The organism is Streptomyces sp. NPDC002623, assembly GCF_053592635.1.
In genome coordinates this window covers 51,457-66,348 of sequence record NZ_JBSFWB010000042.1, presented here as the reverse complement: position 1 = coordinate 66,348, position 14,892 = coordinate 51,457, and the positions used below count along the sequence as shown (strand labels likewise).

The following is a 14,892-nucleotide window of genomic DNA, read 5'->3' as shown; positions in this document are numbered from 1 at the left end:
ACGTAACCGCCCGTCCCGGCCTGCCGGTCAGCAGCCACCATGGGTTCCTCCTCAAGTTTGCTTTCTCCAAGGCGCCGGCCGAACGGGTGCCCCTTCCAGAAGGGCGCCCCGTCGAGATTCCAGGCGACAGCGTCGCCGACGCTAACGCCGCGATCGACCGGCGTGACCCCTCCGAAGGAAGCAACTTGTCCCCGACCTTTGGACGCTGTTCACCGTCAGGGCAGCGTCATTACAGTCGGCTTCCATCGACCTCAGCGCTTTGCGGCTGGTGGCGGGCGACGTGTCGCCGACAAGGGACGGGAGACATGAAGGTACTGGTGGACCGCAGGAAGTGTCAGGGCTACGGCAACTGCGTCATCGCCGAGCCGCGTGTGTTCGATCTCGACGACGACGGGTTCGTCCAGCTTCTGATCGAGGAGCCCCCGGAGGATCTGAGGGCCCAGGTCGGGCACGCCGTTCGCGACTGCCCGGCGCGTGCGCTGAACCTGGGAGACTGACGATGCACCGACAACGGCGCGTCGTCGTGGCCGGCGCCTCGCTGGCGGGCATCCGAACCGCCGAGACCCTGCGGGATCGAGGGTTCGACGGTGAGGTCGTGCTTGTCGGAGCCGAGAAGCGTCTGCCGTACGACCGTCCGCCGCTGTCGAAGGCGGTGCTCGGGGGTCAGGCCTCGCCGGACGACATCCAGCTGCTGTCCGCCGACCGGCTGGCCGCGCTCGACCTCGACCTGCGGCTCGGGCGGCGAGCGCGCGCCCTGGATCCGGCCGGAAAGACACTGGAGCTCGACGACGGCGAACCGCTGGCATATGACCAACTGGTGATCGCGACCGGCAGCGCACCGTGGATGCCGCGCGACTGGGACCTCTTCCAGGGCGTCTACCCGCTGCGCACGGTCGACGACTGCCTCGCGATCCGGTCCGCGCTCCAGGGCTCGCCGCGCGTCGCCGTCGTCGGCGGGGGCTTCCTCGGCTCCGAGGTCGCGTCGACCGCCCGCCGACTCGGCTGCGACGTGGTGCTCATCCAGCCTCTCGCGGCTCCGATGGCACGCATTCTCGGGTCCGAGATCGCGCTCGCGTGTGCCGAGGTTCCGTTGGCCGCGGGAGTGCGCCTGGTCTGTGGCTCGTCGGCCGAGGGGTTCGACGGAGGTGCGCGCGTGGAGCGCGTACGTCTCAGAGACGGCCGCATGATCGACGCCGATGTCGTGGTCGTGGGGATCGGCGCACGGCCGGTGACCGACTGGCTCGCCGGGTCGGGCGTGAACATCTCCGACGGGGTGCTGTGCGACCACCGTTGCGCCACGTCGGTCGCCGATGTCTACGCGGCGGGTGATGTGGCGCGGTGGTTCAACCCGTTGTTCGAGCAGACCATGAGGGTGGAGCACTGGACCAATGCTTCGGAGCAGGGCGCGTTCGTCGCCCGTGCCCTCCTCGACGGTGGGCAGTCCGGCAGCTACTCACCGGTCCCTTTCGTCTGGTCCGAGCAGTACGGCGTCAAGATCGAGATCGCGGGGGTCCCCCAACCGACCGATCGGGTCCGGATCGTCGAGGGAACGCTCGCCGAGCAGCGGTTCGTAGCGCTCTACGAGCGCGAGGAGCGGCTGACGGGAGTCGTCGCGCTCAACTCGACACGCAGCATGCTCAAGTTCCGGCGCCTCCTTGCTCAGAGCGGCTCACGCGGCGAGCGGGTCGACGCCCCGTCCATTTCTTCCTGACCCCGCGCGAAAGGCGATGCCATGACGGTAGAACAGACGAGTCCCCCACTGGTCGGTGCGGAACTGGAGCGGTCCTGCACGCAGTTTCTGTACCGGGAGGCGGAGCTCCTGGACGAGGCCGACTACACAGGCTGGGCCGACACGTGCCTGTCGGAGGAGCTCGAGTACCTGATCCCGATCCGTACGACGCGAGAGCGCGCGGCGGGGGTCTCGGAATTCAGCCGAGAAGCGTTCCACATGAAGGACACCTACGCGAGCATGCGTGTGCGGGTCGACCGGCTGCTGACCGAGCACGCGTGGGCGGAGGACCCGCCTTCCCGCACACGCCGTGTCGTGACCAACGTACGTGTGCGCGAGCTGGGACCGGGCGAGGTGGAGGTGAAGAGCTACCTGACGCTTCACCGCTCCCAGTGGGACACGACCGACTACGACCTGCTGCTGGCCGAGCGCCGGGACATCCTGCGCTCGGATGCGGGCGGGTGGCGTCTGCGGCGACGCGAAGTGCTGCTCAACCACACGATCCTCGGCACGGCCAACCTCGGCGTCTTCCTCTAGGCGGGATCGCGATGCCCGAATACCAGTACAGCGACGACCCGCCGATCCAGATCTCCAACGAGTTCGCCGACATACGCGTCCGCAAGGTCTACACACGCAACGGCGAGCGACTGGAGATCCACGCCCACCGCCGCGGATATCGGATCCTGCTCGACGCCGTCGAGCTCGAAAGCCTGACCTGGCAGACGGCGGAGACGTTCTCCGGCTTCCTGCGCGCCTCGGTCGGCCAGGACGCCGAAGAGGACTGACCGCCGCAGACACAGCAGACGGCCGGTCTTCCGGAGAAGGCCGGTCACCCATCCCTCACGGTCGTCAATGAATGGAGGCAGTGGTGGCACGTACGGCGGAAGGCGTCGCAGTGATCGGGGCCGGGATCGCGGGGCTCGCGACGGCGACCGGGCTGGCCGATGCCGGGATCCCCGTCCGGGTGTACGAGCAGGCGGAAGCACTCGGCGAGGTCGGCGCGGGTGTGTCGCTCGCTCCCAACTCGCTGCGGGTGCTCGACTCGTTCGGGCTGACGGACCGCCTGAGCGAGATCGAGTCCCGCGAGCCGCTCAGAATGGCCTTCTACAACCACGACGGCGTTCGGTCCGAGGACTCGGAGGTCGACGCGAGAGGCGCGAGGCCGATCCACCGGGCCGATCTGATCGACGTGCTGTCCTGGCGGCTGGAACCGGACGCGCTCCGGCTCGGGGCACGGCTCGTCGGAGTGGACGAGAACGGCGACGGACTCGTCCTGCGCTTCGCGGACGGAAGCACGGAGACCGCGGCGGCGGTGATCGGAGCGGACGGGATCCACTCCGCCGTGCGCCCCTTCGTCGTGGACGCCCCGGAGCCGGTCTTCTCCGGCATGATCGCCTACCGGGGACTCGTGCCCGCCGAACGCCTCCCCGACTGGCCGATCCATGAGGCACAGCTGTTCACGGGGCCGGGGCGGCACTTCATCTCCTTTCCCGTCCGCCGTGCGAAGTTGCTGAACTTCGTCGCCTTCGTGGCCGCGGACGACGAGATGCGCGAGTCCTGGTCCGCGCCCGGCGACCCGGCCGAGCTGGCGAAGGAGTTCGCCGGCTGGAACGAGTCGGTACGGAGCCTGATCGGCCAGATCGACAGGACCTTCCGATGGGGGCTGTACGACCGCGAACCACTCCCGACCTGGGTGCGTGGCCGCGTGGCGCTGGCGGGCGACGCCGCGCACGCGATGCTGCCGCACGTGGGGCAGGGCGGCAACCAGTCGATCGAGGACGCGGCCGCGCTGGTGGAAGTGCTGCGCGACCGTCCGCTCACCGAGGTCGCCACCGCTCTCCAGGAGTACGACCGTGCACGCCGCGAGCGGGCCTCCTACATCCAGCGGTTCTCCCGCCGCCTCGGGCTCCAGTACGACGGTCGCCACACGGAGTTCTCCGCCGCTGACCAGCTGGCCGGCAGGGAGGACGTCATGCGCTGGATCTTCAGCCACGACAGCGTTCTGACCGCACGACAGGTCCGCGCCGGCGGACCCTCGGTATCCCTGCCTGTCGGCGCGGCGATCTGAATGTCATGCACGACGGAGTACATGATGGCGACGGTGCCCATGGGCGTGACCGGAGACGTCCGGCGCGCCTCCTTGCTCGACGAACTGCCTGAGCCGGTCGTACGCGACTTCCTCAAGAGGGCGCTCCTTGTCACGTTTCCCCCGCGCAACACGGTCTTCCAGGCAGGTGACCCGACCCGCGTCCATCTCGTCATCTCCGGCCGCGTGAAGATCTCGCGGCGTGGCGAGCACGGGCGTGAGAACATCCTCGTCATCGCGGGACCGGGTGAACTGCTGGGCAGCCTCGACCTCTTCGACCCGCGGCCGCAGCCCACGACGGCCGTCACTCTCGGCCCGGCGAGGATCGCGGAGCTCTCGACCGAGTCGATGCTCGAATGGCTCGCTGCCCACACAGGGGCGGCGATGCGCTTCATCCACCTCCTCGTCCTGCGGGCGCAGCGCCAGAACGACGCGCTGCACGACGTCTTCGGCCTGGACGTCGGAACGCGGCTCGCGCGCGCGATCCTGCGCGAGGCCCAGCGCTTCGGCCGCCGTACACCGGAGGGCATCCGAGTGGATCTCGGGCTCAGTCAGGAAGAGCTCGCACTGCATGTGCGCGCTTCCCGGGAGAGCGTCAATCAGTCGCTCGCGGGCTTCGCCCGGCAGGGATGGGTCCGCCGTGACGGATGCGAGATCGTCGTCCTCGACGAGAAGCAGCTCGCCCACCATGCCAAGCACGAGCCCCAGGCCCGCACGACAGAGCGGCGCGGTCCCTCGAAAACCAGTGTGGCAAATTACACTCCCGCTTCCGGTCACCTGCCGCTCCGAGCAGGCTCGCAGCGGCAGGTCGGTCCGCGACCGCGGACGTCAGAAGGAGAGACAACCATGCACGGTGTTCCCGGTGGCCGACTGAGCGCGACGGAGGTACGGGCATGAGTGATCCGGTCCCCTTCGAGCTTCCCGACGCCGTGCGAGACGAGTTCGTCGCGGTCGTCGGCCGTGACAACGCGCTCGTCGCCGACGAGGAACGTGACGAGTACCGCGACCCGTACTGGCCCACGGAGGACCGGACGTACGACTCGAGCCTCGTCCTGTTCCCGACCACGACCGAGCAGGTGCAGGACATCGTCCGCGTCGCGAACCGCCACGAGGTCCCGGTGTGGGCATCGTCGCAGGGCCGCAACAACGGCTACGGCGGCCCCTCGGCGCGGGTCAAGGGCTCCGTGCTGATCAGTTTCCGCAAGATGGACCGCGTCCTGGAGGTCGACACCGAACTCGCGTACGCGGTCGTCGAGCCCGGTGCCCGGTGGTACGACCTCTACGACGTGCTGCACGAGCAGGGCGACGAACTGCTCGTGTCCGTACCGGACATCGGCTGGGGCTCTGTCATCGGCAACTCGCTCGACAACGGTCAGACGTTCCTGCCGAACGGCTCCGACTTCAACACGCTGAACGGGCTGGAGGTCGTGCTCGCGGACGGGTCGCTCCTGCGCACCGGCTTCGGCGCACAGGAGGACAACCCCACCTGGCACCTCTACAAGCGAGGGCTCGGGCCCGTGGTCGACCCGCTGTTCGCGCAGTCGAACTACGGCATCGTCACAAAGGCGGGAGTGTGGCTCCAGCGCCGGCCGAAGGCGTACGCGCCGCTTTACCTCTCCGTCCCGCGCTACCACCAGCTGGCGCAGGTGATCGACGTCGTGCGCGAGCTGCGGTTGGACGGGATCCTCCGCGGCATCCCCTATGTGCTCGACCTGTTGACGGTGGGTGACGCGCACTTCCCCGAGTTCAAGGGCAGGATCCCGCCGCCGGGCACCCCGGCGATGCCGGAGGAGCAGCTCGACGCGATCGCCGACGAGACCGGGCTCGGCCGGTGGGGCGTGCGTACAGCCCTGTGGGGCGACCCCGAGGTGATCGACGTGCACGAGCGCCGGATCCGCGAGGCGTGGAGCGCGATCGAGGGTGGCGAGGTGCGTCGTCTCGCGACGTACACGGCGGAGAACTGGCACGAGATCAAGGACGCCGGGCTCATCGACCGTATCTCCGGCGGTGTGCCCAGCAGCGACATCCTCGACAGCCTTCCCGACTTCGTGGGGCATGTCGGTTTCTCGCCCGTCGTGCCGCTGCGCGGTGAGGAGGTCGCGAAAGTCGTCCAGCAGATCAAGGACAAGGTCGTCGAGCGCACGGGCGTCAACTTCTCGGCGCAGGTGTTCGTGACGAACGAGCGTTCCGCGATCGTCGTGTCGGCGATGTTCTTCAACCGGCACGACACCGGCCACCTGCGGGCGACGATCGACACCGCGAAGGAACTGCTCGTGCAGCTCGGGCAGCAGGGTTACGCCGAGTACCGGTCGCACCTCGACTTCTCGGACCTCGCGCAGGACCAGCTCGCCTTCGGTGACCACGCCTACCGGCGCTTCGCGGAGACGATCAAGGATGCCGTCGACCCGAAGGGGATTCTCTCCCCGGGCCGGCACGGCATCTGGCCCGCGCGGTACCGCGCCCGGTGACATGCACGGCGTGTGCCCGCGCTCCCTCTGCTCAGCCTTACGCCGTTGAAGACGTTCGTTGAACGAACATGGCCGTTGCGGTATGTCCGGCGGGGGCGCAGTCTTCGGCTGTCGAGCTTGTCGCCGGGCTTCGGGATCGTTGCCCACTCATGGAAATGTGCAATGTTGACCGGGTGTCGCACCAGGAGGCCGACGAATGACCGTCCCGACGAGCCGTGATGTGCTCGAAGGTTTCCTCTCGGCCCTTCAGGCTCATGGCGCTCGCCAAGCCTTCGAGCAGTATGCCGTTGAAGACTATGTCCAGCACAACCCCAGAGCCGGCAAAGGCAGGGAAGGCGCCATCGCATATCTGGAAGACGAAGCGGCCAAGGGTGGCCGGGCCACGGTCAAGCGGATCATCGGTGACGGGGAGATGGTTGCCCTTCACCTGCATATGGAATTCGCGGACGGGAGCCCGGATCTGGCGATCGTCGACATATGGCGCGTTGAAAACGGAAAGCTCGTGGAGCATTGGGACGTCGCTCAAGAGATCTCGAAGTCGAGCGTGTCCGCGATGTTTTGAGGATTGCTCAAGCCGTCAGGAGGAAATCGCCTGACGGCTTGAGCGCGGAGCGCTAGAGCCCGTAGATCGGTGGTGTGTCGGGATTCGGGCGGAACGCGTCCCAATGTTCCTGCAACAGGCCGTCCTTCACCCGGAAAAGATCGAAGAGCACTCCGTCCGTGCGGATCTCGTGTCGCAGGACGAGGTCGCGCTCGGCGACCAGGTTGACCGTCACCGTCTTCGAGGAGTCGAGTCGTTCCGACGGCGGGAGGGACAGGACGTGGGTGAAGAACTCCCTCAGCCCCTCACGTCCCTGGGCGAGGTTCGGGTTGTGCTGGACGTAGTCCTCGGCGACGAACTCGTCGAGGCGGTCGAGTCCTTCGGTCGGTCCGTAGATGATCTCGAACAAGCCTTCCACGGCGCGTTTGCCGCGCTCCAAGTCGCGGGCGGTCGCCGCCGGCTCTTGCGTATTCATCCTGGGCGACTCCCTTGTCGCGTGACAGCTACGCGAGAAATCTGCCTCGTCCAACGCCCGCTCATCCAGCCCATGTTGGAAACGCCACAGGGACTTCCGGCCGGCCTCCGGAGCGATCACACCCGTTCCGCACCGGGCGCTACAAGCCCGAGTTCGTACGCGCGGACCACTGCCTCCAGCCGGGAGGAAGCGTCCAGCTTCTGGAGAAGGTCGGTCACGTATCCCTTCACGGTCGTCTCGGAGAGACAGAGCTCTTGCGCGATCTTGCGGTTCGAGTAGCCGTGCGCGAGGAGCCCGAGCACCTCCTGTTCCCGATCCGTGAGCCGTACCGTTCCTCTTGCCTGGCGCCTGGTGAACTCTGGGGCGAGCTGCCTGGCGATCCGCGGGTCGAGCACGAACTGACCTGCCAGAAGGGCTCGAAGGGCAGCGCCGATGTTGACTTCTGAAGTGTCCTTCAACAGGCACCCGTTCGCGCCCGCGGCGACGCACGCATGAAGGACCTCGGCGTCGTCGAAGGCGGTGAAGATGACGATGACGACGTTCGGGAGCGACTCGCGCAGTTCACGGCACAGCTCCTCCGGCGGCATGGACTCAGGCATCCGGGCGTCCAGAAGGATCATCTCCGGACACAAGTCGTGAGCGAGAGCGAGAGCCGTTGTCGCGTCGTCGGCTTCGAAAATCTCGCATTCCCCGAGGTTGGAGGTCACCACCGCGCGCAGTCCACGGCGTGCCACCGGGTGGTCGTCGACAACGAGGACCTTCATCGAACCGCCATATCGTTGTACGGAATGTCGAGCCGCAGCACGGCCCGGCCGGTCGAGACCGCCGTAAGCCGCAGCGAACCTCCCAGTCGCTCCGCGCGAGTGCGCAGGGTGCGGATACCCGTCCCCGTCCCCGTCGCCGATGCGCTGCCGGGCTGCTCCAGCGGCCCGTCGACTGCCAGTGACTTGACCGAGAGCGAGAGTCTTCCCTCGTCGTACACGATCTCGACTTCGATGAGACCCGCGTGACCGTGCTTCACGGCGTTGCGCGTTCCTTCGACCGCCGTGTCGATCACCAGGCGGGCGATGTGGTCCGGCATGCGGGTGAAGGTACCGTGCCGCACAACGCGCACCGTGCAACCGGTGACGCTCTCCAACAGGCGGAGCTCGCCGTCCAGTTGCACCTCGAATGCGAGGTTCTCAGGATCACGGTGGAGCTTGAGGAGTGTCTCGCGCAGTTCTCGGCGCGCGTCCGCCGCCGTCGCCTCGATCTCCTCGATCGCGTCGATGAGGCCGGTCGGATCGCCCTGGGCGCGAGATGCCTGGGCGACCGCGCCGATCGTGAACAGTCGTTGTGCCACCGAATCGTGGAGCTGGCCGGCGAGACGCTCCCGCTCGCGCAACCGGGCGAGTTCGAGTTCCAGCTCGCGCGCACGAATCTGCTCGAGCCCCACCGACGCGAACGCGCCGAGCTGTTCGAGGACCGCGACCGCACGGTCGCCGAGCACTCCTTCGAGGTGTGCACCGGCATACAGCAGCGCCTCGACACCCGCAGGACCCAGCACGGGGACACAGGCAACCGCTCGCAGCCCCTCTCCCCGCGCCACAATCTCGACGAAGTCGCGACTGATATGTACGTCCGACGCGTAGTCCGCAACGATCATGGGGCGTCCCCGCGCCAGGACTTCGCCCCCGAGCCCGGTGTGCGGTCGAACGACGATGCTGCTCCACCGTGGGTCGCGAATTCCTTTCGCCGAGGCGATCGGGAATTCCGTGGCGCGGGAACCGATCGCCCCGAAGGCGACGTCAGAACCCAACGCGTCTCGCGCAACGTCTACGGCGGCCCGAATAACAGCGGCCGGTGTGCGCTGTAATGCGATGGCTTTGACTGGCGCGTGACTGTTCATGATGTACCGCTCTTCTACGGCGACGATGCCGAATGACGGCAACGTAACAGTGACTGCAACGTAACACAGCGCGTAGCGGTTGACCATGGCCAAAAGCGGGCGGTGGCTGATCAAAGGCAGATCTCAGTCCGTACTTTCGGAACTCGCTCTCTCAACGCTGCATTTCGGCCTCTTGCTCATCCAGTTCGGCGTTGCGCGCCGCGGGCACGGGCACACCGGAGGTGACGCCGGCTTCGCCGAACGCGTCTACGGCAACCCAGTACTCCGCGCCCGAGTTCAGCGAGCGCAGGTCGAGTTGGGTGCGCTCGTACACCAGCCAGCTGTGGTACAGCTTCTGCGGGTCACGTCCGTAGCGGACGTTGTAGCCGATCGCTCCGGGGGCGGCGTCCCAGTCGATCCTGGCCGTGCGGTCGTCCACGCGGGCGGCCCGGGCACGCACGGAGGGCGGAGCCTCGCCCTCGCCTGTCCCGAAGACACGGATCCCGCTGACGGCGAAGGTGCCGTCGAACGGCATCCGGCCGCTGGTCACCCTGACGAATCGGGTCTCCTGTGGCGCGTCGAGGACGATGAAGGCGTGCGGAGCGTCGGTGTCCGTGTCGCGGGAGTCCCGGACGACGGTCCACTCCCTGCCGTCCTTCGACAACTCGACCAGGATCTCCGCCGGCTGATGGCCCGGAAAGATGCCCCGCCAGGAATGGCCCAGGTCCACTCCGTCCCGAGCGTGAGGGGCGGCGTCGGCCAGTTCATGGTCCGCCAGGTTGATCTGCACGGCGTGGACGGTCTTGTCCGTGCCGAGGTCGACGGTCAGGGATTCGCCCGGTTCGCGGCCTGCGGCCGCCCACCACGTGCGGACGTTCTCGTCAACGGCCGACGCGGGGTCGTGTCCGGTGGCCGAAGACGACGCGACGACGTTCGCCTTGTAGGAGAGCAGCATCCAGGCGGGGGGTGTCCACGGGTCGAACGGGCCGTCCGGGACCGTCATCGGGTAGTCGGCGAAGTTCTGGTTGCAGAACAGCACTCCGTCGTCGTCGAAGCCCGCGGGGAAGATTCCGACGCGGCGCTCGAACACGTCGTTCACCGAGATCCGCATCGTCGCCGCGTGCCACCAGTTTCCGTGCAGGTCCTGGAACGTGCTGCCGTGTCCCGCCCCGGTGATGAACCCGCCCGGCTTCGACGAGAACGGGCTGTCGAGGGAGTAGGTGAAGGGTCCCAGGGGCGCCGGGGCTGTGTAGTACCCGTCGGCGTAGGTGTTCAGCTGTGTGCCGGGTGCCGAGTACTGGAGGTAGTAGGTGCCGTCGCGCTCGGTCATCCAGGCGCCCTCGATGTAGGGGTCGGTGCCCATGGCCATCGCGGCGAGCCGCTCCCGCTCGGTCTTTGGCGGTACGACTACGTAGTCCTCGCCCAACTGCTCCCAGCCGTGGGCCAGGACGTCGGAGCTGATCAGCGGCGACGGCTCACCGACCGGACCGAACGTGTCCGAGAGACGGACTCCCTGGATCGGGGTCCTGCTGTCACAACCCCAGTAGAGGTACACGGAGTTGTCGGTGTCCTGGAACAGGTTCGGGTCCCAGAAGGGGAAGGTGCCCGGGGTGACCTCGACGAAGTCGTCGGACAGAGGGTCGACGCTCCGGAAGAAGGGGCAGTTGTCCTCCTTCCGGGACGCGCTGACATACAGCGCGCCGTTCACCTCGCGGACGTCCGGCGCGTAGTCGAGGGCCGGCAGCTTGGCCGTCGCGCGGTACTCCCACCGTACGAGGTCCGTCGAGTGCCAGAAGCCCGCCGACATCGAGACGAACATGTAGTAGCGGTCCCGGTACAGCACGATCGATGGATCGGCCGCCTCCCGGTATACGCTCCGATGGGGCTCAGCGATCTTCATGCCTCTGACCGTGCCGGTGAACCGGATGTCCTGGTAGCGGTAGGCAAGGTCGAGCGGGTTGCAGAAGATACGTTCGGTCGACGACAACGGACTTCCTTCCAAAGGGGGTTGTGCGTCTCAGCTATCGGCCGTTGCCCGCGTGGTCGCGGATAGCGCTGTCGGAGAACAGGTCGTTGCCGCAGGTTCACCAGCTCGCGGTGGCTGTGGAGCGGGGCTTCAGCATGAGGACACCTTTCTGGGCTCCTTGACTCGGCGATGCGAAGCGATGCGGTGCGGCGCGGCGCGGTGCGAGGCGGTACGGCAAGCGGGTCACACGTGTTGCCGTGCCGCGCGCCGCCGGCGCTGTTCGGCCGGGTCCGCGACCGGTGCGGCGAGCAACAGCCGCTGTGTGTATGGGTGTTCGGGGGCCGTCGTGATGTCGCCCGCCGGTCCGGTCTCGACGATGTCGCCCCGGTGGATCACGCTCACCCGGTGGCTGATGTGCCGGATGACCGCGAGATCGTGCGAGATGAAGAGATAGGCGACACCGGTGCGCCGCTGGATGTCGACGAGCAGATCGAGAACGCGCGCCTGCGTGGTGAGGTCGAGCGCGGAGACCGGCTCGTCGCACACGATCAGCCGGGGAGCGGGCGCCAGCGCGCGGGCGATGGCGACACGCTGCCGCTGGCCGCCGCTGAACTCCCGGGGCAGCCGCTGCGCCGCGTCCTTCGGCAGCCCCACCTGGTCGAGGAGTTCCGCGACCCGCTGCCGGGCCTCACCCGGCGCGGTGCCCTGCACGACGAGCGGCTCGCTGAGGATGTCGCCGATGGTGAGAGCGGGGTTGAGAGAGGAGTACGGGTCCTGGAAGACGACCTGGATGTCCCGGGACAGCGCACGTCGTTCCTTCCGTCCGGCGTGGGTGATGTCGTGGCCCCCGAAGCGGACCGTGCCGGCGCTGGGCGCGGCCAGGCCGAGCACGGACCGGCCGATGGTCGTCTTGCCGGAGCCCGACTCGCCGACGACGCCCAGGGTCTCGCCCTGCTCCACGGTGAGCGACACACCGTGGAGTACCTCGTGCGGACGGGCCCTGAAGCCCCGCCCGGGGTAGGTGACGCGCAGCTCGCTCACCTCCAGCAGTGTGGTCATCGGGTCTCCTTCTCCAGGGCGCCCATGGAGGCGGCCGGTGGATCGGTGCGCAGGATGCTCTCGTCGAGGATCGAGTCCAGGAGGCCCCGCGTGTACGGGTGTTGGGGCGCGGCGAACAGCTCCTCCGTGCCGCCGGTCTCGACGACCGTGCCCTCGCGCATCACGGCCACGCGGCCACAGATGTCGGCGACCACACCGAAGTTGTGGGTCACCAGCAGTACGGCCATGTTCAGGTCCTTCTGCAGATCGCGCAGCAGGTCCAGGATCTCCGCCTGGACGGTGACGTCGAGGGCGGTGGTCGGCTCGTCGGCGATGAGCAGCAGGGGCCTGCTGGCGACGGCGCCGGCGATGAGGACGCGCTGTGCCATGCCGCCGGAGATCTGGTGCGGGTAGGAGCGGAAGGTGCGTTCGGGTTCGGGGATGCCGACCCTGGCGAGGAGCGCCAGGACCCGCTTTCGGGCCTCGTCCCTCGGCATGGGCGTCGCGGCGCGCACCCCCTCCACGAGCTGGGCGCCCACCGTGACCGACGGGTCCAGGTTGGACATGGGTTCCTGGGGCACGTACGCGATGGACGTCCCCCGCACCGACCGCAGTTCGCGCTCGCTCAGGCCGAGCAGCTCACGCCCGTCGAGCCGGATCGAACCGCGCGTGACGACCGCCTCCGCGGGCAGTACCCCCAGCACGGCGAACGCGGTCTGCGTCTTGCCGGAACCGGACTCGCCGACGAGGCCGAGGGTCTCCCCGGCGGCGACACGCAGGGTGACGCCGCTGACGACCTCCTTCAGTTCGCCGGTCGGCGTCGGATAGGCGATGGCCAGATCCTCCACCGTGAGCAGTCCGGAGTCGGAGGCGGCCTGGGGGGCCAACGGCCGGTACCCGGTTGCGCTGACGATCCGGACCGGCTTGGGACGGCCGCCCTCCAGGGCGTCCCGCAGCGCGTTCCCGAGCAGTACCAGCGAGGCGGTGATGACGCCGAGCACGAGGCTGGGCCACAGGAACTGCAGTGGCTCCTCGTACAGGTTGGAGAACCCCTCGGAGATCATCGCGCCGAAGCTGGGCACCGTGTTCGAGCCCACGCCCAGGAAGGCCAGACCCGACTGGACGGCGATCGAGGAACCCGCGAGGAACGCCGTGGCGATGACCACCGGCCCGCGCACCACGGTGAACACATGCCGCCGCAGGATGCGCCGGTCGGGCAGTCCCGAGACCCGGGCGGCGTCCACGTACAACTCGTTCTTCACGCCGAGGACGAGGTTGCGTACGAGCCGGTAGACGCCCGGGGAGAGCAGCACCCCGAAGATCAGCATGGTGGCCTTGTAGTCGCCCTTGGTCACCGGCATCAGGACGATGAGCAGGAGCAGCCCGGGGAACGTCATGATCAGGCTGAACACCCACTCGGTGACTCCGCGCACGCGCCGCCCGAAGTACCCCCCGATCAGCCCGGACGTGATCCCGATCGCCAGGGCGATGCTCGCGCCGATGAGCGCCGAGACCACGCTCGTGTTGATGGAGAACAGGAGCCTGGCGTAGATGTCGCGTCCGCTCTTGTCCCCGCCGAGCAGATAACCGTGGTCGCCGACTCCGGCGTTGACGGCATCCAGGTTCGCCTCGTTGGCACCGTGGTCGGTGAGGACGGGGGCGAGCAGCCCGAGCAGGACGATGACGATCAGCAGGCTCGCGCTGGCGACGGCCTGGGGGTCGGAGAGCAGGCGCCGCAGGGTCGACCGGCGGCGCGCGTCAGCGTTCGGCGTTGTCAACTGGTCATCCTCGCCTTCGGGTTGAGCCAGCCGTTGAGGAGATCGACGACCAGGTTGACGGCCACGACGAGGAGTACACCGAAGAGGCTGATGCCCATGATGATCGGGACGTCGCCCTGGAGGGAGGCGTTGAACGCGTACTGGCCGAAGCCGGGCAGTGCGAAGATCTGTTCGATGATCAGTGCGCCGCCGAGCATCTGGATGAACTCGAGGGACAGCACCGTCAGGGCCGGTCCGGCGGCGTTGCGCAGGGCGTGCCGGAGCACGATGGAGCGGGTGGGGATGCCCCGGGTGCGCAGGGTACGGACGTAGTCCTTGCGCAGTTCGCCGATCATGGCGCCGCGGATCTGCGAGGTCAGGCTGGCGACCCCGCCCATCATCAGGGCAACGACGGGGATGGCGATGCTGCTCGCCCAGCGGGTTGGGCTCTCGCTGAAGTCCGTGTATCCGGTGGCCGGGAACACATGCAGCTTGATGGCCAGTGCGTAGACCAGCGCGATGGCGACGAGGAGGCTCGGGACGAGGTAGCCGGTTATCGCGGTGGCCTGCGCGAACCGGTCGACGGCGCCACCGCGCGCGGCGGCGGCCACCCCGAGGGCGACGCTGATGACCGAGGTGGCCAGCAGTGCGACGACGACGATCGACAGGGTGACGCCGAGCCGGGCGGTGATCGCGGAGCGGACCGGTTCGCTGGTGTAGTAGGAGGTGCCGAGCTCACCGCGGACGGCGTGCGAGAGCCAGTCGACGTACTGGCCCGCCAGGGGCCGGTCCAGGCCCATCTGGGCCTTCTGGGCGACGACCTGCTGTGGCGTGGCGCCGTTGCCGAGGACGCTGCTCGCGACATCGTCGAAGGAGGTGCTGAGCAGCAGGAACGTGATCATGGTCACCAGGACCGCGAGCACCAGGCCCGCGGTCAGGCGACGCAGCACATAGAGCGTCATGGG

15 protein-coding genes are annotated in these 14,892 nt (G+C 68.0%); 8 read left to right on the top strand and 7 right to left on the bottom strand.

Translation table 11 applies throughout. The features are described from left to right. The 8 genes from ACWD4O_RS41900 to ACWD4O_RS41865 form a co-directional block, all read left to right on the top strand. Positions 1-497, top strand: a 497-nt coding sequence (locus ACWD4O_RS41900) for a ferredoxin (protein WP_451288303.1), incomplete at its 5' end; no start/stop codon positions are given. Between the two features lie 2 nt (positions 498-499). Next, complete coding sequence (locus tag ACWD4O_RS41895; protein ID WP_451288302.1) at positions 500-1,711, top strand: NAD(P)/FAD-dependent oxidoreductase; 1,212 nt, start codon at positions 500-502, stop codon at positions 1,709-1,711. A 21-nt stretch (positions 1,712-1,732) separates the two neighbouring features. Then, entirely contained in the window at positions 1,733-2,266 is a 534-nt protein-coding gene (locus ACWD4O_RS41890) for an aromatic-ring-hydroxylating dioxygenase subunit beta (protein WP_451288301.1), read from the top strand. 11 nt (positions 2,267-2,277) lie between these two features. Next, positions 2,278-2,514 (top strand): dihydrodiol dehydrogenase, encoded by a 237-nt coding sequence (locus tag ACWD4O_RS41885; protein ID WP_451288300.1) that lies wholly within the window; start codon positions 2,278-2,280, stop codon positions 2,512-2,514. An 83-nt stretch (positions 2,515-2,597) separates the two neighbouring features. After that, entirely contained in the window at positions 2,598-3,797 is a 1,200-nt protein-coding gene (locus ACWD4O_RS41880) for an FAD-dependent monooxygenase (RefSeq protein ID WP_451288299.1), read from the top strand. A 21-nt stretch (positions 3,798-3,818) separates the two neighbouring features. Next, positions 3,819-4,712, top strand: a complete 894-nt coding sequence (locus ACWD4O_RS41875) for a Crp/Fnr family transcriptional regulator (protein WP_451288298.1) — start codon at positions 3,819-3,821, stop codon at positions 4,710-4,712. Then, positions 4,709-6,283 carry an FAD-binding oxidoreductase gene (locus ACWD4O_RS41870; RefSeq protein WP_451288297.1) on the top strand — a complete coding sequence of 525 codons (1,575 nt, stop codon included), beginning with the start codon at positions 4,709-4,711 and terminating at the stop codon, positions 6,281-6,283. The genes ACWD4O_RS41875 and ACWD4O_RS41870 overlap by 4 nt, the downstream gene beginning before the upstream one ends. A gap of 196 nt (positions 6,284-6,479) precedes the next feature. Then, on the top strand, positions 6,480-6,845 hold the full coding sequence (locus ACWD4O_RS41865; protein ID WP_451288296.1) for a nuclear transport factor 2 family protein: 366 nt from the start codon (positions 6,480-6,482) through the stop codon (positions 6,843-6,845). A gap of 52 nt (positions 6,846-6,897) precedes the next feature. On the opposite strand, the gene ACWD4O_RS41860 is transcribed toward ACWD4O_RS41865, so the two are convergent. From ACWD4O_RS41860 to ACWD4O_RS41830, 7 genes are all read right to left on the bottom strand, one after another. Next, complete coding sequence (locus ACWD4O_RS41860) at positions 6,898-7,299, bottom strand: nuclear transport factor 2 family protein (protein ID WP_451288295.1); 402 nt, start codon at positions 7,297-7,299, stop codon at positions 6,898-6,900. Between the two features lie 116 nt (positions 7,300-7,415). Beyond that, positions 7,416-8,063: a response regulator gene (locus ACWD4O_RS41855; protein WP_451288294.1), complete on the bottom strand. Its 648-nt coding sequence runs from the start codon at positions 8,061-8,063 to the stop codon at positions 7,416-7,418. Continuing rightward, entirely contained in the window at positions 8,060-9,274 is a 1,215-nt protein-coding gene (locus tag ACWD4O_RS41850) for a GAF domain-containing sensor histidine kinase (RefSeq protein WP_451288293.1), read from the bottom strand. Before ACWD4O_RS41850 ends, ACWD4O_RS41855 begins: the two co-directional genes overlap by 4 nt. 64 nt (positions 9,275-9,338) lie before the next feature. Beyond that, positions 9,339-11,153, bottom strand: coding sequence for a family 43 glycosylhydrolase (locus ACWD4O_RS41845; protein WP_451288292.1), 1,815 nt, complete (start codon positions 11,151-11,153; stop codon positions 9,339-9,341). A gap of 222 nt (positions 11,154-11,375) precedes the next feature. Next, entirely contained in the window at positions 11,376-12,191 is an 816-nt protein-coding gene (locus ACWD4O_RS41840; RefSeq protein WP_451288291.1) for an ATP-binding cassette domain-containing protein, read from the bottom strand. Beyond that, a complete protein-coding gene (locus ACWD4O_RS41835) occupies positions 12,188-13,948 on the bottom strand; it encodes a dipeptide/oligopeptide/nickel ABC transporter permease/ATP-binding protein (RefSeq protein WP_451288290.1) in 1,761 nt (586 codons plus the stop codon). The genes ACWD4O_RS41840 and ACWD4O_RS41835 overlap by 4 nt, the downstream gene beginning before the upstream one ends. After that, on the bottom strand, positions 13,945-14,889 hold the full coding sequence (locus ACWD4O_RS41830; protein WP_451288289.1) for an ABC transporter permease: 945 nt from the start codon (positions 14,887-14,889) through the stop codon (positions 13,945-13,947). The genes ACWD4O_RS41835 and ACWD4O_RS41830 overlap by 4 nt, the downstream gene beginning before the upstream one ends. Between the last annotated feature and the right edge of the window lie 3 nt (positions 14,890-14,892).

Bases quoted from the DNA above. Each gene is read 5' to 3' on its own strand.
- ACWD4O_RS41895 (WP_451288302.1), top strand. From the start codon at position 500: ATGCACCGACAACGGCGCGTCGTCGTGGCCGGCGCCTCGCTGGCGGGC.
- ACWD4O_RS41890 (WP_451288301.1), top strand. From the start codon at position 1,733: ATGACGGTAGAACAGACGAGTCCCCCACTGGTCGGTGCGGAACTGGAG.
- ACWD4O_RS41885 (WP_451288300.1), top strand. From the start codon at position 2,278: ATGCCCGAATACCAGTACAGCGACGACCCGCCGATCCAGATCTCCAAC.
- ACWD4O_RS41875 (WP_451288298.1), top strand. From the start codon at position 3,819: ATGATGGCGACGGTGCCCATGGGCGTGACCGGAGACGTCCGGCGCGCC.
- ACWD4O_RS41870 (WP_451288297.1), top strand. From the start codon at position 4,709: ATGAGTGATCCGGTCCCCTTCGAGCTTCCCGACGCCGTGCGAGACGAG.
- ACWD4O_RS41865 (WP_451288296.1), top strand. From the start codon at position 6,480: ATGACCGTCCCGACGAGCCGTGATGTGCTCGAAGGTTTCCTCTCGGCC.
- ACWD4O_RS41860 (WP_451288295.1), bottom strand. From the start codon at position 7,299: ATGAATACGCAAGAGCCGGCGGCGACCGCCCGCGACTTGGAGCGCGGC.
- ACWD4O_RS41855 (WP_451288294.1), bottom strand. From the start codon at position 8,063: ATGAAGGTCCTCGTTGTCGACGACCACCCGGTGGCACGCCGTGGACTG.
- ACWD4O_RS41850 (WP_451288293.1), bottom strand. From the start codon at position 9,274: ATGGTCAACCGCTACGCGCTGTGTTACGTTGCAGTCACTGTTACGTTG.
- ACWD4O_RS41840 (WP_451288291.1), bottom strand. From the start codon at position 12,191: ATGACCACACTGCTGGAGGTGAGCGAGCTGCGCGTCACCTACCCCGGG.
- ACWD4O_RS41830 (WP_451288289.1), bottom strand. From the start codon at position 14,889: ATGACGCTCTATGTGCTGCGTCGCCTGACCGCGGGCCTGGTGCTCGCG.